The following is an 18,951-nucleotide window of genomic DNA, read 5'->3' as shown; positions in this document are numbered from 1 at the left end:
GGCATTAAGCAAGCAGGCGCCTCTGGAGAAAACGGCGCGGAATAACCGCCATTACGCACCCTGAAGACGTAACGTTTCCGCTTAAAACGCGCTGACCTGCCCGTACAGCGCACTACTCACTCAATATTATCCCTCCCTCTTCGCGCAAAGGGTGTATTGTTTTTAAATGATTAATCCCCCTGAAGAGAAACGGCGTCATGATTAACATCCTCGGTAAAACCACCTCCATCAACGTTCGTAAAGTGCTCTGGACCTGTGAAGAAGCGGGCATCCCTTACCTGCAGGAAGACTACGGCAGCGGTTTTGCCTCAACAGAGACGGATGACTTCCGCGCGCTGAACCCCAACGCCATGGTGCCGGTGCTGATGGATGACGATTTCGTGCTGTGGGAGTCCAACGCCATCTGCCGCTATCTGGTGCGCAAGGCCGGACGTCACGATCTGCTGCCTGCAGAGCCGCAGGCCTGCGCCAACGTTGAGCGCTGGATGGACTGGCAGGCAACTGAATTCAATAACGCCTGGCGCTATGTCTTCCCGGCACTGGGACGAAAAAACCCGGACTTTAACGACCCTGCGCGCATTGCGGCGGGAATAAAAGAGTGGAACCACTGCATCACCATTCTGGAAAACCAGCTGCAGCGCACCGGGGCCTTTGCGGCGGGCGAGACGTTTACCCTTGCGGACGTGGTGCTTGGGCTGTCGGTGAATCGCTGGAAGATGACGCCGTTTGACAAGCCCCACGTGCCGGCGATTGAGGCCTGGTATGAGCGCCTCAACCAGCGCCCGGCGTTTTTGCGTCACGGCAATAACGGCATGATATAAATTATTTACGCCCACACCTTGAGTAAGGATATTTTATTTAATTACTAAACCCTGAATGGCGTCAGAGGGAATAATAATTAAGCCATATCCTGGACAGCCCATTGCACCGCTTTGCTAGCCTGACTATTCAGGCAAAGCTCAACCCGGAGGTATTCTTGCTGATTAGACTCAAGAAAGAACGAACGCATAAGGAGGATCGTCGGCTTGCCCTCTGGCTGGCGACCTCGGCAGGTTTGCTTAACGCCATCGCCCTTGGGGCATTTGGCTTTTTCCCCTCTCACATGACCGGCAATACCTCACAATTATCCAGCGAAGTCTCCTCCACCGATCTGAGCGATATGATTTTCTTTGGCTCGATTATTCTCTCTTTTGTCACCGGCGCCATCCTTGCTCGTCTTATTGTACTCTGGGGCATTATCCACAATATCAGGCTGGTTTTTTGCCAAATCCTTTTTGTCGAGGGGGTACTATTGACCGGCATCTCTCTCTACGAGATGTATTTCCACGCCCTCACGAGCAACCGCGAGATTATTATTTTTCTGTGCGGCCTGATGGGCATTCATAATTCAACCTCCACGCAGCTCTCCGGAGGGCGGGTGAGATCGACGCACATTACCGGCACGCTAACGGATGCAGGCATATCACTGGCCTCCGTGCTGGTGGCGATGCTTCGCAGGGATTACTCGAAGGATACCGCGGCACAAAAAAGTCAGCTGAAAACTCACTTAACCACTATTTTCTCGTTTATGAGCGGAGGGATTGCTGGGCTGCTGCTGTTCAGATGGATTGGGTTTAACGCCATGCTGGCGCTTGGGCTGCTGCTCGCGATTGTTGCCATTTTTTCTATCATTAGCATCTCGGTTCGCGTTCGCCGGGTTCGTGCCTCTATCTAAATAACGAACGACTCTCGGCGTAAGGGCGCCTTCTGATATGTGACACTGTCACTATTTAAAATTCGCTTTAGGACTATTCTGCCCGGCACGCAACCAGCCCTTACGCCATAAGGCTTTAATTAAGGTTGTCACTAATTTCATAGGGTTACTGATTTCCCCCCTTCGCTGGAACCCTTCCCAAACGCTTGCTATAGGTCAATTACCCCTGCCGAAACATGGCATAACAACAGGCAACCGGTGGTTGCTATAACGCATGCGCACAGGGAGACACACCGCAATGCACCCATTACTCAAACGCTCGCTGCTGTTTGTCGGCGCCATTCTCGTGGTCCTCGCCCTCCTCGTCTGGGGAATCGGGCTTGAGACAATCAAGGCGCGTCAGGTTGACCTGGTCTACCTCGGGCAACAGCACATGATTCTGGTTTTCTCGTCGATGTTTTTTGCCCTGCTGGTGGGCATTCCGGCCGGTATTCTGCTGAGCCGTCCGGCCGCGCGGGGCGTCGCCGAATACGTGATGCAAATCTTTAATGTCGGCAACACCCTGCCGCCGCTGGCCGTGCTGGCGCTGGCGATGGTGGTGATTGGTATCGGCGATACGCCTGCCATCATCGCCCTGTTCCTCGCCTCGCTGCTGCCGATTGTGCGCAATACCTACGCCGGGCTGTGCTCGGTCCCGTTGTCGCTGCTGGAAGCGGCAAACGGGATTGGGATGACCAAATGGCAGCGCCTGCGCCAGGTTGAGCTGCCCAACGCCTGGCCGGTTATGCTCTCGGGGATCCGCATCGCCACCGCCATTAACGTCGGTACCGCGCCGCTGGCGTTTCTGATTGGCGCCAGCAGCTACGGCGAGCTGATTTTCCCGGGCATTTACCTGAACGATTTCCCGACCCTGATCCTCGGCGCGGCGGCCACCGCCCTGTTCGCCCTGATCCTCGACACCCTGCTGGCGGCGCTGGGTCGCGTGATGAGTCCCCATCTCGCTCGATAACAATAACAAGGAGCTTTTATGAGACTGATATCCAGCCTGGCGGCGCTGTGTGCCGCGGCGCTGTTCACCGGCCAGGCGATGGCAGCCCCGCTGATTCTGGCGACCAAGAGCTTTACCGAGCAGCACATTCTCTCGGCGATGACCGTACAGTACCTGCAAAAGAAAGGTTTTCAGGTTCAGCCAAAAACCAATATCGCCACGGTGATCTCCCGCAACGCGATGATCAACAAGCAGATTGATATGACCTGGGAGTACACCGGCACGTCGCTGATCATCTTCAACCACATCAACAAGCGCATGTCGCCGCAGGAGTCCTGGGAGACGGTGAAGCGCCTGGATGCGAAGCACGGTCTGGTGTGGCTCAAACCCGCCGACATGAACAACACCTACGCCTTCGCCATGCAGCGCAAGCGCGCCGAGGCGGAGCATATCAACACCATGTCGGAGATGGTGGCGAAAATTGAACAGGTTCGCAAAACCAACCCAGACAAAAACTGGCTGCTGGGCTTAGACCTTGAATTTGCCGGGCGCAGTGACGGCATGAAGCCACTGCAGGAGGCCTATAAGATGGATCTGGACCGTCCGCAAATCCGCCAGATGGACCCGGGTCTGGTCTATAACGCCGTGCGCGACGGCTTCGTCGACGCCGGGCTGGTTTATACCACCGACGGGCGCGTGAAGGGCTTTGATCTCAAAGTGCTGGAAGATGATAAAGGCTTCTTCCCGAGCTACGCGGTCACCCCGGTGGTGCGCAAGGACACCCTGGAGGCCAATCCCGGTCTGGAAGAGGCGCTCAATACCCTCTCGGCCCAGCTCAACAACGACGTTATCACCGAGCTGAACAAGAAGGTGGATATTGACCATCAGTCACCGCAGCAGGTCGCCCGCGATTTCCTGCGTAGCAAACAGCTGCTGTAGGAGGCGCTATGGATACCGTTCACTACATTCTGGACAACTGGGACTATCTGTTAACCCTGACGCTGCAGCATCTGTGGCTGGTGGCGCTGGCCGTGGGCTTAGCGATTATCATCGGCGTCCCGCTGGGCATTTTGATTGTGCGCCACAAGTGGCTGGCGACGCCGGTGCTGGGGATTGCCACCATCGTGTTGACCATCCCGTCCATTGCCCTGTTTGGCCTGATGATCCCGCTGTTTTCGCTGATCGGTCAGGGGATTGGCGCCCTGCCCGCAATCACGGCGGTGTTTCTCTACTCGCTGCTGCCGATCGTGCGTAACACCCACACGGCGCTCGACAGCCTGCCGCCGGGCCTGCGCGAAGCCGGACGCGGCATCGGCATGACGTTCTGGCAGCGTCTGCGCTGGGTGGAAATTCCGATGGCGCTGCCGGTGATTTTCGGCGGGATCCGCACCGCCGTGGTGATGAACATCGGCGTGATGGCGATTGCCGCCGTGATTGGCGCGGGCGGACTTGGCCTGCTGCTGCTTAACGGCATCGGCGGAAGCGATATTCGTATGTTGATTGCGGGCGCGCTGATGATCTGTCTCTTAGCGATTGTGCTCGACTGGCTGCTGCACCGTCTGCAGGTGGTTCTGACTCCAAAGGGGATTCGATAATGATAAAACTGGAAAACCTCACCAAACAATTTTCACAGAAGCACGGCCAGACCTTTAAGGCCGTCGATAACGTCAACCTGAACGTGCCCGAAGGGGAAATGTGCGTCCTGCTTGGCCCGTCTGGCTGCGGAAAGACCACCACCCTGAAGATGATTAACCGCCTCATCACCCCAAGCAGCGGAAACATCCTGATTAACGGCGAGGACACCAACGGGATGGACACCGTCACCCTGCGCCGCAACATCGGCTACGTGATCCAGCAGATTGGCCTGTTCCCGAACATGACCATCGAAGAGAACATCACCGTCGTGCCGCGCATGCTGGGCTGGGATAAAACGCGCTGCAAAGCCCGCGCCGAAGAGCTGATGGATATGGTGGCAATGGATCCGCACAAGTTCCTCAACCGTTATCCGCGCGAGATGTCCGGCGGCCAGCAGCAGCGTATTGGCGTTATTCGCGCCCTGGCGGCGGATCCTCCGGTACTGCTGATGGATGAACCGTTCGGCGCGGTGGACCCGATCAACCGTGAGGTGATCCAGAACCAGTTCCTCGAGATGCAGCGCAAGCTGAAAAAAACCGTCATGCTGGTGAGCCACGATATCGACGAAGCCCTGAAGCTCGGCGACCGCATTGCGGTATTCCGTCAGGGGAAAATCGTCCAGTGCGCCAGCCCGGACGAGCTGCTGGCGAAACCGGCGAACGAGTTTGTCGGCTCGTTTGTCGGTCAGGACCGCACGCTGAAGCGTCTGCTGCTGGTTTCCGCCGGCGACGTCACCGACCAGCAGCCGACCATTACGGTACGGGGTTCGACTCCGCTCCCGGAAGCCTTTGCAACCATGGATGATAACGATATTCGCGCGATTACCGTGGTTGACGAGCACGGCAAGCCGCTGGGCTTTGTGAAGCGTCGCGAAGCGCGTAACGCCAGCGGGACCTGCGCCGACATCCTGCATCCGTTCCGCATGACCGGCAAAGCCGAAGACAACCTGCGCGTGGTGCTATCACGCCTGTATGAGAGCAACACCAGCTGGATGCCGATCGTGGATGAGGACGGGCGCTACAACGGCGAGATTTCGCAGGATTATATTGCCGAGTATCTCAGTTCAGGGCGTACGCGCCGGGCGCTGAATATTCATAGCGAGAGTTAATTTTTCCGGCCGGGCATCGCCCGGCTTTTTCGCACGCATACCTTTTGCTAACCCCACGATTTCCCGCCACAATATTGTATCGTCCCCGTTTACTCGCGACCCATGCAACGTCTTCATACGTACCCCGACATCCGCGCAATGTTTCGCCGACTCCTGATTGCAACCGTCACCGGCGTGCTGGCCGCGCTGGCCGTTGCGGTGTTCCGCCACAGCATGTACCTGCTGGAGTGGCTGCTTCTGAGCAACGACAGCGGCAGCCTGGTGAATGCCGCCGCGTCGCTCTCCCCCTGGAGGCGCGCGCTGACGCCCGCGCTGGGCGGGCTGGCTGCCGGGCTGTTGCTCTGGGGATGGCAGCGCCTGACTGCCCAGCGGCCTCATGCCCCCACCGATTATATGGAAGCGCTGGAGACCGGCGACGGTCAGTTTGACTACGGCGCGAGCCTCGTTAAATCTCTTGCTTCGCTGCTGGTCGTTGCCAGCGGAAGCGCCATCGGCCGCGAAGGGGCCATGATCCTGCTTGCCGCCCTCGCCGCCTCCTTTTTTGCCCGGCGCTTTACGCCCAAATCGGAATGGAAGCTTTGGATCGCCTGTGGCGCCGCCGCCGGGATGGCCAGCGCCTACCATGCTCCGTTAGCGGGAAGCCTGTTCATTGCAGAGATTCTGTTTGGCACGCTGATGCTGGCCTCGCTCGGCCCCGTGGTGATTGCGGCGGTGGTGGCGCTTCTTACGACGCAACTCCTGGCACCGGGTGCCGGCACGCTCTACGCGGTCCATTTAAGCGGCATACTCACCGCGGCCGATTATGCCCTGCTGGTTGCGATAGGGCTGCTGGCAGGTCTCTGCGGACCGCTGCTGATGTGGCTGATGGCGTTCAGCCACGGGCTTTTCCTGCGCCTCAGGCTTTCGCCGCCGTTGCAGCTGGCGCTCGGCGGCTTGATTGTCGGGCTGCTTTCACTTTTGACGCCGAAGGTTTGGGGGAACGGCTACAGCGTGGTTCAGGCTTTTCTGCTCGCCCCGCCGCTGCTGTCGGTGATTGCCGGCGTGTTCATCTGTAAATTGCTGGCGGTGCTGGCAAGCAGCGGTTCGGGTGCGCCGGGCGGGGTATTTACGCCAACGCTGTTTGTCGGTATGGCTACGGGGATGCTGTTCGCGCAGCTTTTCGCGCTGTGGCTGCCGGGTTCTGAGACGGCCATGTTGCTGGGGCTGGCCGGGATGGCAACGCTGCTCGCTGCGACCACGCATGCACCCATTATGTCGGCGCTGATGGTCTGTGAAATGACCGGGCAGTATTTTTTACTGCCCGGTTTACTGGTCGCCTGCGTGATAGCGTCCGTACTGTCGCGGACGTTACGCCACGACTCGATCTACGGTCAACACGCCACCGAGGGCAGAGAGATCGATGTACTGCGCTAGCTCGCGCTGCTCGGCGCGAGGCAGATAAGGCAGCTCGCCCACCAGCGGGCCAGGCAGTTTGGTGCTCAGTACGTCGATGATCTCCGCGTAGTGCGCGAGGCCTGGATTAATACGGTTTGCCACCCAGCCAGCCAGCGGCAGGCCGTCATTGGCAATCGCCTGCGCCGTCAGCAGCGCGTGGTTGATACACCCTTCCTGGATCCCCACCACCATCACTACCGGCAGCTGCTCCTGCACGACCCATTCAGACAGCGGGCGTAAATCATTCATCAGGCTGCGCCAGCCGCCCGTTCCTTCGACGACTACGTGATCGACCTGCTCACTCAGGTTCGCCAGCCCGTCGGATAACAGGGAATAATTGATCGGGCCGCTGTGCGCCACGCTGCTTTCATCTTCGCTTAACGCAATAGGATTGACCGCGTGATAAGGTAGTTCCAGCGACGAGACGCTTTGCAGCACCAGGGCGTCTTTATTTCGCAATCCCTCTGGCGTCTCTTTACTCCCTTTTGCGACCGGTTTGTACCCAGCGACGCGTTTACCGCTTGCTGTCAGAGCCTGCAGCAATGCGCGGGATACAACGGTCTTGCCGACAGAGGTATCTGTACCAGTAACAAAGAAACGCTTAAGCATGACTCACTCCACCTCTTGGGTATGCTTCGAAAATATCAACCAGGTAAATAATTCAGTGGAGGAAGTCTACGGGATGCGTGCGCTACCCGGCTTGAGATAGCGCAATTTTTCTTACATCTGCGGAAAAGAGTTAACCCTGTAACAGGCGGATAAGCAGCGAGCCGTTGTACATGGCATCTTTGACCAGCGCCGCGCCGGCCATTGTGCCCTGGTTGGAAAACTGGGTACTTTCTACCGCAATATTTCTGCTGTAGGCGGGAAGCGACTGCTGCTGAATACAGGCCGTAATCGCCGGAAAAAGGATCTCCGCCGCCTGGCTGAGCGGTGAGCCGATCAGGATTTTTTGCGGATTGAAGAGGTTCACCATAATCGCCAGAATGCGGCCTACGTTATTACCCACCCCGGTAATAATGTCCTTCGCCAGCAGATCCCCCTGACGCGCGGCGGCGCAAAGGGAATCCACCGTTAAGGGTTGGCCGTGAAGCGAGGAGCTCATGGACTGACTGAGCCTCACCTGCGCCAGTTCGAGCACGCTTTCCACGCTGGCGATCGTCTCCAGACAGCCGTGGTTCCCGCAGTAGCAGCGTTTACCGTACGGGTCGACCTGGGTATGGCCAATTTCCACCAGGCTGCTGCTCCCGGCGTGGAGAAGCCGTCCGTCGGTGATCACCCCCGCCCCGACGTTATGGTCGATGACCACCTGAATGACATCCCGCGCACCGCGCGACGCGCCAAACAGCGCTTCCGCCATCGTCCAGGCGCTAATGTCGTGCTGAATATAGACCGGCACGCCGGTATGGTTTTCCAGCACTTCGCCCAGCGGCATCTCTTTAACATCGTCGTAAAACGGCATGCGGTGAACAATACCATTTTCGGTATCAATAATGCCGGGCATGGTGATGGCAATCGCCGTTAAGCGTTCAAGCCGCTGCTGATGGCGAATAAAGAAGCGATCGATATGGGAGACAATCGCATCGAGAAGCGGTTCCTCGGCGTTGAGCGGCAGCTCAAGGCGGTCTTCCACCACCAGCTTGCTGCTGAGATCGCGTAGTGCAAGGAAGATCTCTCCGCGGCTGATGCGCAGCGAGAGGTAGTGCCAGGCTTCCGTCTCGACCACCAGGCCGACCGCCGGACGACCACGGCTGCCCGGCTCCTGAATTTCCGTCTCCTGGACCAGGTGCGCTTCCAGCATTTCGCGGACAATTTTGGTGATACTGGCAGGTGCCAGCTGTGCCAGGCGCGACAGATCGATACGCGAAACCGGACCAAGCTGATCAATCAGGCGATACACCGCGCCAGCGTTGGTCTGCTTAATCTGATCAATATGCCCTGGCTGACTATCAGCAACCACCTCGTACTCCCTTATTTTCGAGCTTCGAAATAAACTGTTGGCTATGGTGAAGCACTTCCATGGGTGTCGTCAAATATTTACTTAGCCTTGTGATTTACTGCACATTTTTACCCGTTTTCCAGGGAAATATCAGACCGCGGAAGCCTGGATTAACCGCTGTTTGAAGCGCTGGGCAGCATGACTCTGTTCGCGATGTTTTGACCACACCAGCCACATCTCCGAAACGGCATCCTCCTCGGCGATAGTAACCCAGCGCATCTCACGCAGCTGTACCCGCTTAAAGGAGGCCGGGAGTATCGACACGCCCAGCCCGGCGGCGACCAGGCCGATAATGGTCATCGCCTCTCCCACTTCCTGGGTAATGACCGGCGCCAGATCGTAGCGGCGCATCAGCCCCAGAATATCGTCATACAGGCCCGTCCCGACCTGCGGGTCAAAAAAGACAAACGGCTCTTTTGCCAGCTCCGCCAGCGAAACCGCCGGACGCGACGCCAGCGGGTGATCGTTCGGGATCATGGCCATCAGCGGTTCGCGCAGGATAACCTCCCACGCCAGCGTGTCCGGCAGCTGGGTATTACGCATCAGCCCCAGATCGAGCGCACCTTCGTTAAGCGGCGCAATCTGCTCGCGGGTATTAATTTCGCGCGTCTGAATATGCACGTCCGGAAAATGACGGCGGAATGACGAAAGCGTCTGCGAGACGGCGCTGATAAACGGCGCGGACGAGGTAAACCCGATCCGCAGTTCTCCGGCCTCCCCAAGATAGAGCCGTTCCGCCCGGGCAGCGGCGTCGTCGACCATGCTCAGAATTTGTCGGCTGTCGATCAGAAACTGCTTACCCGCTGCCGTCAGGCTCACGCTGCGGTTGGTGCGGGCCAGAAGACGCGCCCCGACCTGCTGTTCGAGGATTTGAATCTGCTGGCTTAAGGGCGGCTGAGAAATGTTCAGCCGTGCCGCCGCGCGGCCAAAATGCAGCTCTTCGGCGACGGCGACAAAGTAGCGAAGATGACGCAGCTCGATATTCATATTTCTAAAGTATCATTTGAGATTATTAATATATTAGACAGAATATTTACATTTTCCTACCCTGAAGAGGTGGTCATACCCGTCACCAGAAATCACGGGGATGTTTAAGCAAGGAAACTGTGTGAGTCGTACATCTACCATTGATATCGAGCCGGCCAGAGATATTAATGATTTGCCTGTAGCATCGCAGCCGGTTCAGTTCATCAAACGTGGTACCCCCCAGTTTATGCGCGTCACGCTGGCGCTCTTTTCCGCCGGTCTGGCAACGTTTGCCCTGCTTTACTGCGTTCAGCCGATCCTGCCCGTTCTCTCCCACGAGTTTGGCGTATCGCCTGCCAGCAGCAGCGTTTCGCTTTCCATTTCAACCGGGATGCTGGCAATTGGCCTGCTTTTTACCGGCCCGCTCTCCGACGCCATTGGCCGTAAACAGGTGATGGTAACCGCCCTGATGCTGGCCTCGGTCTGTACGTTACTCTCGACAATGATGACCAGCTGGCACGGCATTTTGATGATGCGCGCGCTGATCGGGCTCTCGCTCAGCGGCGTGGCGGCAGTCGGGATGACCTATCTCAGCGAGGAGATCCACCCGAGCTTCGTCGCCTTTTCGATGGGGCTGTACATCAGCGGGAACTCGATTGGCGGCATGAGCGGGCGTCTGCTGAGCGGGGTATTCACGGACTTCTTTAGCTGGCGCATTGCGCTGGCGGTGATCGGGTGTTTTGCGCTGGCATCGGCCCTGATGTTCTGGAAAATCCTGCCGGAATCGCGCCATTTTCGCCCGACGTCTCTGCGCCCGAAAACGCTGTTTATCAACTTCCGCCTGCACTGGCGTGACAAAGGTTTACCGCGACTGTTTCTGATGGGATTCCTGCTGATGGGTTCCTTCGTGACGCTGTTTAACTATATTGGCTACCGGCTGATGCTCTCGCCGTGGCATCTGAATCAGGCCGTTGTGGGTTTGCTTTCCGTGGCCTATCTCACCGGTACGTGGAGCTCGCCGAAAGCCGGGGCGATGACGGCACGCTTTGGCCGCGGGCCGGTGATGCTGGTGTTTACCGCGGTGATGCTGCTCGGCCTGCTGCTGACGCTTTTCTCTTCCCTGTGGCTTATCTTTGCCGGGATGCTGCTCTTCTCCGCAGGCTTCTTCGCCGCTCACTCCGTCGCCAGCAGCTGGATTGGCCCGCGCGCGCGTCGCGCCAAAGGCCAGGCATCGTCGCTGTATCTGTTTAGCTATTATCTGGGCTCAAGCATCGCCGGGACGCTGGGCGGCGTGTTCTGGCATCACTACGGCTGGAACGGCGTGGGCGGATTTATCGCGCTGATGCTCTGTGCCGCACTGCTGGTGGGCGCAAGCCTTCATAAATGCCTGAGATAATCATCCTGCGGGCTGATGCCCGATCCAGATAAACGGCACCAGCTTACTGGTGCCGTTTCACGTTCAGGAATCCCAGGCCTGCTCTATCTTACCGGCTTCAAACTGCGGAGGCGGTTTTCGGAAGCGGCGCGTGAGCCAGGTCAGGTAAAGGACACCCAGTGCCGCCCAGATGAGGCCAAGCGTCAGGGACGTCGCTTCGAGGTTTACCCACAGCACGCCGACCGTTGCGGCACCAATGAGTGGTAGCAGGAAATAGTGGAGCCGATCTTTCCACGTTTTGTTCAGCCCCTTACGCCGCCAGAAATGGTTGTAAACCGAGAGATTAACAAACGTAAACGCCACCAGCGCGCCAAAGTTGATCAGCGCCGTCGCGGTCACCAGATCAAAGTACAGGGCCGACAGCGCCACTATCCCAACCATAATGACGTTCAGGGCCGGAGTGCGCCATTTCGGATGCACGTAGCCAAACACCCGCTCCGGAAAGACGTTGTCACGCCCCATCACATACAACAAGCGTGAGACGCTGGCGTGCGAGGCCAGGCCTGAAGCGAGCGTATTCACAAACGTGGTACACAGAAACACCGACTGGAAGAGCTTGCCGCCCACGTACAGCGCAATTTCCGGCAGCGCGGCGTCCGGGTTCTTGAAACGCGCGATCGTCGGGAAAAAGAGCTGCATGAAAAACGAGGCAACAATAAATATCAGCCCGCCATACAGTGCGGTCAGGAAAATGGCTTTGGGAATAACCCGCGCCGCGTTTGGCGTCTCTTCCGACAGCGTGGTGACTGCGTCAAAGCCGAGGAAAGAGAAGCAGACGATAGTCGCGCCGGTAATGATAGGAAGCAGGTGCGCGTTCTCGCTGATAAACGGCTGGAGCGACCAGACGGTGCCAACCCCCTCCCCCTTGTGCAGTCCATGCACTACCAGTATGACAAAGACCACCATGATGGCGACCTGCACCAGCACAAACAGAGTGTTAAAGTTGGCGACCAGGTTAACGCTTTTCAGGTTCGCCAGCGTCAGGATCGTCACAAACCCCACCACCCAGACCCAGGGCGGGACTTCAGGGAACAATGCGGAAAGGTAGATCTTCGCCAGCAGCACGTTGATCATCGGCAGGAAGAGATAGTCCAGCAGGGATGACCAGCCGACCATAAACCCCAGGTGGGGGCCGATCGATTTCTGCGTGTAGGTATACGCGGAGCCCGCTTCCGGGAACTGTCGTACCAGTTTGCCGTAGCTGATGGCGGTAAACATGACGCCCGCCAGCGCCAGCAGATACGAGGCGGGCACGTGGCCATTGCTGATACCGGACACAATGCCGAAGGTATCAAACACGGTCATGGGAGTGAGGTAAGCCAGCCCCATCATGACCACCTGCCAGAGCTTGAGGGAACTGCGCAGCCGGGTTCTTCCGGCCATGCGCGGCGAGTCAAGAGAGGTGTTAGTCGCCATAAACCATCCCCCCCATGCTTACCGTGGTTTGCAATCGCGTTGACCGTAACGCAAACCTGCTTAGCAAAGGGGGAAGTTGTAAAGAACATACGCGATCGTACCAGCGCAGCGTCTCTCGCTCGCACTCACAGCAGGCGCCTGACTGGCCCCCTTCGCCCTGCGGATAGTTGAACATCTGCATCATTTCCTACCTCGTCACACAGTGTCGTTAAGAAAGTCCCTGTGCCGCCTGCGCTCCATAACGCGACTCCCGGGAGATAGCTGGCGTGCCAGCGAACGTTTCGGCCAGGCTCCGCGCAGGCCGTTTGGTGATACGTATGCGATGAAACAAAGCGGCCCCTTACCGGGGCTCGTCATCAGGCGTTTTTCAGCATCCACTCAATTTCCGTTTCGGTAATCAGGCGTTCAAACTGCAGTAATTCATCGTTTTTACAGGCGTGATAGACGTGGCAGAAACGTTCGCCCAGCCGCTCGCGGAGGTGATCGTTTTGCATAAATTCCCACAGCGCATCGCTCTGACGAATCGGGAACGGCAGTCCGTCCTGCTCCAGACCATTGCCTTCCACTTCTTCCTGCAGGGGCAAATCGTTATCCAGCCCGTGCAGAATGCCGGCAAAAATCGCCGCCATCACCAGATACGGGTTCGCGTCTGCTCCCGCCACGCGGTACTCGACCCGATGGTTATGGCGATCGCCGCAGGGGATACGCAGGGCAACGGTGCGATTATTGTGTCCCCATGACGCCTGCGTCGGTACGTACATTCCCGGCTGGAAGCGGCGGTAGGAGTTGACGTTCGGCGCCAGCAGCGCCATGGACGCTGGCATCAGATCGATCATCCCGGCCAGCGCGCGTTTCAGCAGCGCGGAATCCTCGCCGCTGGCGTCTGCGAGCACGTTTTCGCCTCGGTTGTTTTGCATGCTGATGTGAATATGCATCCCGCTGCCCGCATGCTCTTCATACGGCTTTGCCATAAACGTGGCGTGCATCTTATGTTTTTCCGCCATCTGCCTGACGAGACGTTTTAGCGCCAGCGCATCATCGCAGGCGTCGAGCACGTTTTCCGTATGGTGCAGGTTTATCTCAAACTGGCCCGGGGAGGCCTCAGCCACGGCCCCGTCGGCGGGGATCAGCTGCAGCTGCGCCAGTTCGTCAATGTCGTTCAGCACGTCAGCAAAGTGGTTCAGGTTATCAACCGAGTAGACCTGGCTCTGCGTGTTGCGTACGTCGGTGCCCGGCGCGCAGGGTGGCTGCAGATAGCCGTCGGCATCGCGCTTACGGTCAAGTAAATAGAACTCCAGCTCTACCGCTACCACGGGGAACAGACCGCGCTGGCGCAGCTGCTGCCAGAGTCGGTTGAGTACGTTCCGCGGCTCAACGTCAAAGGGAGCGCCATCTTCATCGACCATGGTGAGCTGCACCTGACCAATGTATTCCGGGTCGGCGGCGGACGGCGTCAGGGTACCCGGTACCGGCACGCAGATACAGTCCGGCTCGCCGAGCTCCTGCCCCAGGCCCGCCTCTTCCACGACGTTACCTAAAATGTCCATGGCGAAAACCGATGCCGGGAAATAGCAGCCTTTTTCAAGCTTGCTCAGTCCGGCAACCGGGATGCGCTTGCCGCGAAAACAGCCGTTCAGGTCGGTCAGGAGGACATCAATAAACTGGGTGTCAGGATACTTTTCTAAATAGCGCTTCACTTCCTGCGTAAAGGCGCTGCCCCGCCTCTCATCCGTGTGCTGCACAAAGTTCTCAACTTCTACGATATTGGTTTCCATGATTTACCACCGTTTTTGGGATTTGCGTTCGCTGCTCTGGACTGTCAAATATAATGTCCACCCTATCGAATCTGTATGCAAACAAATTGTTTGTCAAATGTTAAATTAAGTTTGCAAAAGGCAGATCCCATTGCTAGATTGAGAAAATATTGAACGAAAAGGCCGTTTCACAGGCGAGAATGGCCTAAATTTAGTCCACTTTGTGAGGGCGATCATGGAAAATATAATGAACAAGCCAGTTATTGGCGTAGTGATGTGCAGAAACAGGCTTAAGGGTCATGAGACCCAGACCCTGCAAGAAAAGTACCTGAATGCCATTATTAACGCGGGGGGCTTACCGATTGCCTTACCCCATGCGCTGGCAGAGCCAGAGCTACTTACCGCTCTGCTGCCAACCCTGGACGGGATTTACCTGCCGGGCAGCCCAAGTAACGTGCAGCCGCACCTTTATGGTGAAAACGGCGATGAGCCTGACGCCGATCCCGGGCGAGATCTTCTGAGTATGGCGCTGATTGCCGCCGCGCTCGAAAGGCGCATCCCCATTTTCGCCATCTGCCGGGGGCTGCAGGAACTGGTTGTTGCGACGGGAGGGACGCTGTATCGCCGCCTGTTCGAGCAGAACGACCTGCTTGAACACCGGGAAGATCCTGAACTGCCGGTTGAGCTACAATACGCCCCTTCTCATGAGGTTCAGGTTCAGGAGGGAGGACTGCTGTCTCAATTAATACCAGGCTGTAACACATTTTGGGTAAACTCGTTACACGGGCAAGGTGCACGATCGTTAGGACCACGGCTTCGCGTGGAGGCCCGTTCGACGGACGGGCTGGTCGAAGCGGTCAGCGTTCATGACCACCCTTTTGCCCTCGGCGTGCAATGGCACCCCGAATGGAACAGCAGCGAGTACGCCCTCTCACGTATGTTGTTTGATGGTTTTATCACCGCCTGTCAAAGCCACATTGCCGAGAAGCAGCGGCTTTGACCACTACCGTAAAGGAAATGCAACTATGAGCGATGACGGACTGGCGCCAGGGAAACGTCTGTCTGAGATCCGCCAGCAATTGGGTCTCTCGCAGCGGCGTGCCGCCGAACTGTCTGGGTTAACACACAGTGCCATCAGCACCATTGAGCAGGACAAAGTGAGTCCTGCCATCAGTACGCTGCAAAAGCTGCTGAAAGTCTATGGGCTGTCGCTCTCGGAATTCTTTTCGGAACCGGAAAAACCTGATGAACCGCAGGTGGTTATTAATCAGGAAGACCTTATCGAAATAGGCAGTCAGGGAGTTTCGATGAAGCTGGTTCATAACGGAAATCCGAACCGTACGCTGGCGATGATTTTTGAAACTTACCAGCCTGGAACCACGACCGGAGAGAGGATCAAACATCAGGGTGAGGAGATCGGTACGATACTGGAAGGTGAAATAGTGCTGACCATTAATGGCCAGCCTTATCACCTGGTTGCAGGGCAGAGCTATGCCATCAATACCGGCATACCGCACAGCTTCAGCAATACCTCGGCAGGCATCTGCCGCATTATCAGTGCCCACACCCCCACCACGTTCTAATTACCACTCAGTCCCGGCGTAAGCGCGCTTACGCCGGGACAAATAAAAACGATCAATGTCGGCATTCAACGGGTTAATTCCCGGGATGCCCCACGGCTTCGTATTGCCTGAAACGGCCATGCCTTTATTTATCTGATTGCGAAAGAAAGGAGTGAATATGCATTTTCAGCACCTGACTTACTGGCAGGATAAAGCAAAAAACAGCGCCATTGAGACCCGGTTATTTATTAACGGTGCCTATTGTGACGCCGCCGATAATGCCACGTTTGAAACCGTCAATCCCGCTACCCAACAGACGCTGGCGAACGTGGCCCGGGGCAAGCAGGCGGACGTGAACCGCGCGGTTCAGGCCGCACGTGAGGTATTTGAACGCGGCGACTGGTCACAGGCGTCTCCGGCCCAGCGCAAGGCCGTGCTCAATAAGCTCGCCGATTTAATGGAACGCCACGGCGAAGAGCTGGCCTTACTGGAAACGCTGGACACCGGTAAACCCATCCGCCACAGCCTGCGCGACGATATTCCCGGCGCGGCTCGCGCCATTCGCTGGTACGCCGAAGCGGCGGATAAAGTCTACGGCGAAGTGGCGCCTACGGGTCCGGGCGAGCTGGCGATGATCGTGCGCGAGCCGATCGGGGTTGTCGCGGCCATCGTCCCCTGGAACTTCCCGCTGCTGCTGGCCTGCTGGAAGCTGGGCCCGGCGCTGATCGCGGGCAATAGCGTGGTATTAAAACCGTCGGAGAAATCACCGCTCACCGCCCTGCGCCTGGCCGGGCTGGCGAAAGAGGCGGGCCTGCCGGACGGTGTGCTGAATGTGATAAGCGGTTACGGCCACGAAGCGGGCCAGGCGCTGGCACTGCATCCGGAGGTCGAAGTGCTGACGTTTACCGGCTCTACCCGTACCGGCAAGCAGCTGTTGAAGGACGCGGGAGAAAGCAACATGAAGCGCGTCTGGCTGGAGGCAGGCGGCAAGAGCGCCAACATTATCTTTGCCGACTGTCCGGACATGGACAAGGCCGTGAGCGCGACCGCCGCCGGGATTTTTTACAACCAGGGGCAAGTCTGTATCGCCGGTACCCGCCTGCTGCTCGAAAACAGCATCGCCGATGACTTCCTGGCAAGGCTGAAAGCGCAGGCCCGTCACTGGCAGCCGGGCGATCCGCTCGACCCGGACAGCACGATGGGCATGCTCATCGACGCTGCGCACGCCGATACCGTCCACACGTTTATTCGCGAGGGAGCCCGGAAAGGTACGCTGCTGCTGGACGGGCGGGAACAATCATGGCCTTCCGCAGTCGGTCCCACCATTTTTGTCGACATCGACCCTGCCTCCCCGCTGTGCCGGGAAGAGATTTTCGGGCCGGTGCTGGTCGTCACCCGTTTTAAAACCGAAGAGGAAGCCTTAACGCTGGCCAACGACAGTGAATACGGGCTTGGCGCGGCGGTATGGACCCGCGATCTCTCTCGCGCGCACCGCATGAGCCGCCGCCTGAAAGCCGGCTCGGTCTTCGTCAATAACTATAACGACGGTGACATGACCGTACCCTTTGGCGGCTATAAGCAGAGCGGCAACGGTCGCGATAAGTCCCTGCACGCGCTGGAAAAATTTACCGAACTGAAAACCATCTGGATTGCCCTGGAGCCTCAATCATGACCGAACATACCACCAGCTACTACGCGGCCAGCGCGAACGCTTACGAACCTTTCCCGACGCTTAACGAGTCGATCAGCTGTGACGTGTGCGTGGTGGGCGGCGGCTATACCGGCCTCTCCTCCGCGCTGCATCTCGCCGAAATGGGCTACGACGTGGTGCTCCTTGAAGGGGCGCGCATCGGCTTCGGCGCCAGCGGACGCAACGGCGGCCAGCTGGTTAACTCCTACAGCCGCGATATCGACGTGATCGAGAAAAACTACGGGCCCGATGCCGCCAAAGTGCTCGGGAGCATGATGTTTGAAGGCGGGGAAATTATTCGGGAGCGTATCCAGCGCTATCAGATCCAGTGCGACTATCGTCCCGGCGGGCTGTTTGTGGCGCTAAACCATAAGCAGCTGGAGACGCTGGAGGAGCAAAAGTCCAACTGGGAACGCTACGGCAACATGCAGCTGGAGCTGCTGGACGCCAGCGCCATCCGCCGGGAAGTCGACAGCGACCGCTATACCGGTGCGCTGCTGGACCGCAGCGGGGGGCACATTCATCCGCTGAACCTGGCGATCGGCGAAGCGGACGCCATTCGCCTGAACGGTGGGCGTGTATATGAACAGTCTCCGGTGACCGCCATTCAGCACACCAGCCCGGCAGTAGTAAGCACGCAGCATGGCCAGGTCACGGCCCGCTACGTGATCGTCGCCGGGAATGCCTATCTGGGCGATAAGATAGAACCGGAGCTGGCAAAACGCAGCATGCCCTGCGGCACCCAGGTGGTGACCACCGCCCCGCTGCCGGAGGAGGTCGCCCGCACGCTGATCCCCAATAACTACTGCGTGGAAGATTGCAATTATCTGCTGGATTACTACCGCCTCACCGCAGACAACCGCCTGCTGTACGGCGGTGGCGTCGTCTATGGCGCGCGCGATCCGGACGATGTCGAGCGCCTGGTGATGCCAAAGCTGCTGAAAACCTTCCCTCAGCTGGCAGGCGTCAAAATCGACTACCGCTGGACGGGCAACTTCCTGCTGACCCTGTCGCGGATGCCGCAGTTTGGCCGTCTGGACAAGAACATCTATTACATGCAGGGCTACAGCGGCCACGGCGTGACCTGCACCCACCTGGCCGGGCGGCTGATCTCGGAACTGTTGCGCGGTGACGCTGAGCGCTTTGATGCGTTTGCCAACCTCCCGCACTACCCCTTCCCGGGCGGTCGCAGCCTGCGGATTCCATTCACGGCGATGGGCGCGGCGTACTACAGCCTGCGCGATCGTCTTGGCGTATGATCGTTTCGACAA

General features: G+C 58.0%; 17 protein-coding genes. 12 read left to right on the top strand and 5 right to left on the bottom strand.

Going from position 1 to position 18,951, the window contains the following annotated elements; genetic code table 11:
- Positions 1–197 precede the first annotated feature (197 nt).
- The 7 genes from IB212_RS10255 to clcB all read left to right on the top strand — a co-directional run bounded on the left by IB212_RS10255 (position 198) and on the right by clcB (position 6,837).
- Positions 198–821, top strand: a complete 624-nt coding sequence (locus tag IB212_RS10255) for a glutathione S-transferase family protein (RefSeq protein ID WP_041910232.1) — start codon at positions 198–200, stop codon at positions 819–821.
- Positions 822–976: 155 nt separating this feature from the next.
- The gene (locus IB212_RS10250; RefSeq protein ID WP_041912015.1) at positions 977–1,714 is read left to right on the top strand and encodes a YoaK family protein; all 738 of its coding nucleotides are present in this window, start codon (positions 977–979) and stop codon (positions 1,712–1,714) included.
- Between the two features lie 277 nt (positions 1,715–1,991).
- A complete protein-coding gene (osmY, locus tag IB212_RS10245) occupies positions 1,992–2,702 on the top strand; it encodes an osmoprotectant ABC transporter permease OsmY (protein WP_041910234.1) in 711 nt (236 codons plus the stop codon).
- Positions 2,703–2,720: 18 nt separating this feature from the next.
- On the top strand, positions 2,721–3,620 hold the full coding sequence (gene osmX / locus IB212_RS10240; protein ID WP_041910236.1) for an osmoprotectant ABC transporter substrate-binding protein OsmX: 900 nt from the start codon (positions 2,721–2,723) through the stop codon (positions 3,618–3,620).
- 8 nt (positions 3,621–3,628) lie between these two features.
- The gene (gene osmW, locus IB212_RS10235; RefSeq protein ID WP_028012983.1) at positions 3,629–4,276 is read left to right on the top strand and encodes an osmoprotectant ABC transporter permease OsmW; all 648 of its coding nucleotides are present in this window, start codon (positions 3,629–3,631) and stop codon (positions 4,274–4,276) included.
- The gene (gene osmV, locus IB212_RS10230) at positions 4,276–5,424 is read left to right on the top strand and encodes an osmoprotectant ABC transporter ATP-binding protein OsmV (RefSeq protein WP_041910239.1); all 1,149 of its coding nucleotides are present in this window, start codon (positions 4,276–4,278) and stop codon (positions 5,422–5,424) included. The genes osmW and osmV overlap by 1 nt, the downstream gene beginning before the upstream one ends.
- Before the next feature lie 102 nt (positions 5,425–5,526).
- The gene (clcB, locus tag IB212_RS10225; protein ID WP_060572970.1) at positions 5,527–6,837 is read left to right on the top strand and encodes a voltage-gated ClC-type chloride channel ClcB; all 1,311 of its coding nucleotides are present in this window, start codon (positions 5,527–5,529) and stop codon (positions 6,835–6,837) included.
- Here the strand turns inward: clcB and bioD are convergent.
- The 3 genes from bioD to IB212_RS10210 all read right to left on the bottom strand — a co-directional run bounded on the left by bioD (position 6,772) and on the right by IB212_RS10210 (position 9,844).
- Entirely contained in the window at positions 6,772–7,467 is a 696-nt protein-coding gene (bioD, locus tag IB212_RS10220; RefSeq protein WP_028012980.1) for a dethiobiotin synthase, read from the bottom strand. The genes clcB and bioD overlap by 66 nt on opposite strands.
- A gap of 130 nt (positions 7,468–7,597) precedes the next feature.
- Positions 7,598–8,818, bottom strand: coding sequence for a sugar metabolism global transcriptional regulator Mlc (mlc, locus tag IB212_RS10215; RefSeq protein ID WP_041910244.1), 1,221 nt, complete (start codon positions 8,816–8,818; stop codon positions 7,598–7,600).
- Positions 8,819–8,947: 129 nt separating this feature from the next.
- The gene (locus tag IB212_RS10210) at positions 8,948–9,844 is read right to left on the bottom strand and encodes a LysR family transcriptional regulator (protein ID WP_048961364.1); all 897 of its coding nucleotides are present in this window, start codon (positions 9,842–9,844) and stop codon (positions 8,948–8,950) included.
- Positions 9,845–9,965: 121 nt separating this feature from the next.
- On the opposite strand from IB212_RS10210, the gene IB212_RS10205 reads away from it, so the two are divergent.
- On the top strand, positions 9,966–11,219 hold the full coding sequence (locus IB212_RS10205; protein ID WP_041912016.1) for an MFS transporter: 1,254 nt from the start codon (positions 9,966–9,968) through the stop codon (positions 11,217–11,219).
- Between the two features lie 63 nt (positions 11,220–11,282).
- On the opposite strand, the gene IB212_RS10200 is transcribed toward IB212_RS10205, so the two are convergent.
- Together IB212_RS10200 and IB212_RS10195 are read right to left on the bottom strand one after the other, a co-directional pair.
- Positions 11,283–12,674: an APC family permease gene (locus IB212_RS10200; RefSeq protein WP_041910246.1), complete on the bottom strand. Its 1,392-nt coding sequence runs from the start codon at positions 12,672–12,674 to the stop codon at positions 11,283–11,285.
- 356 nt (positions 12,675–13,030) lie between these two features.
- Complete coding sequence (locus IB212_RS10195; protein WP_024909135.1) at positions 13,031–14,449, bottom strand: glutamine synthetase family protein; 1,419 nt, start codon at positions 14,447–14,449, stop codon at positions 13,031–13,033.
- A gap of 214 nt (positions 14,450–14,663) precedes the next feature.
- On the opposite strand from IB212_RS10195, the gene puuD reads away from it, so the two are divergent.
- The 4 genes from puuD to IB212_RS10175 all read left to right on the top strand — a co-directional run bounded on the left by puuD (position 14,664) and on the right by IB212_RS10175 (position 18,939).
- A complete protein-coding gene (gene puuD / locus IB212_RS10190; protein WP_041912017.1) occupies positions 14,664–15,428 on the top strand; it encodes a gamma-glutamyl-gamma-aminobutyrate hydrolase in 765 nt (254 codons plus the stop codon).
- Between the two features lie 25 nt (positions 15,429–15,453).
- Entirely contained in the window at positions 15,454–16,011 is a 558-nt protein-coding gene (gene puuR, locus IB212_RS10185) for an HTH-type transcriptional regulator PuuR (RefSeq protein WP_013096835.1), read from the top strand.
- A gap of 157 nt (positions 16,012–16,168) precedes the next feature.
- Positions 16,169–17,662 carry an aldehyde dehydrogenase PuuC gene (puuC, locus tag IB212_RS10180; protein ID WP_188245652.1) on the top strand — a complete coding sequence of 498 codons (1,494 nt, stop codon included), beginning with the start codon at positions 16,169–16,171 and terminating at the stop codon, positions 17,660–17,662.
- Positions 17,659–18,939: an FAD-binding oxidoreductase gene (locus IB212_RS10175; protein WP_188245653.1), complete on the top strand. Its 1,281-nt coding sequence runs from the start codon at positions 17,659–17,661 to the stop codon at positions 18,937–18,939. The genes puuC and IB212_RS10175 overlap by 4 nt, the downstream gene beginning before the upstream one ends.
- Positions 18,940–18,951 lie beyond the last annotated feature (12 nt).

The sequence above is a fragment of the Enterobacter sp. E12 genome (assembly GCF_014596715.2).
Taxonomy (GTDB): Bacteria; Pseudomonadota; Gammaproteobacteria; order Enterobacterales; family Enterobacteriaceae; genus Enterobacter; species Enterobacter bugandensis.
This window is presented reverse-complemented; position numbering and strand designations above follow the sequence as displayed.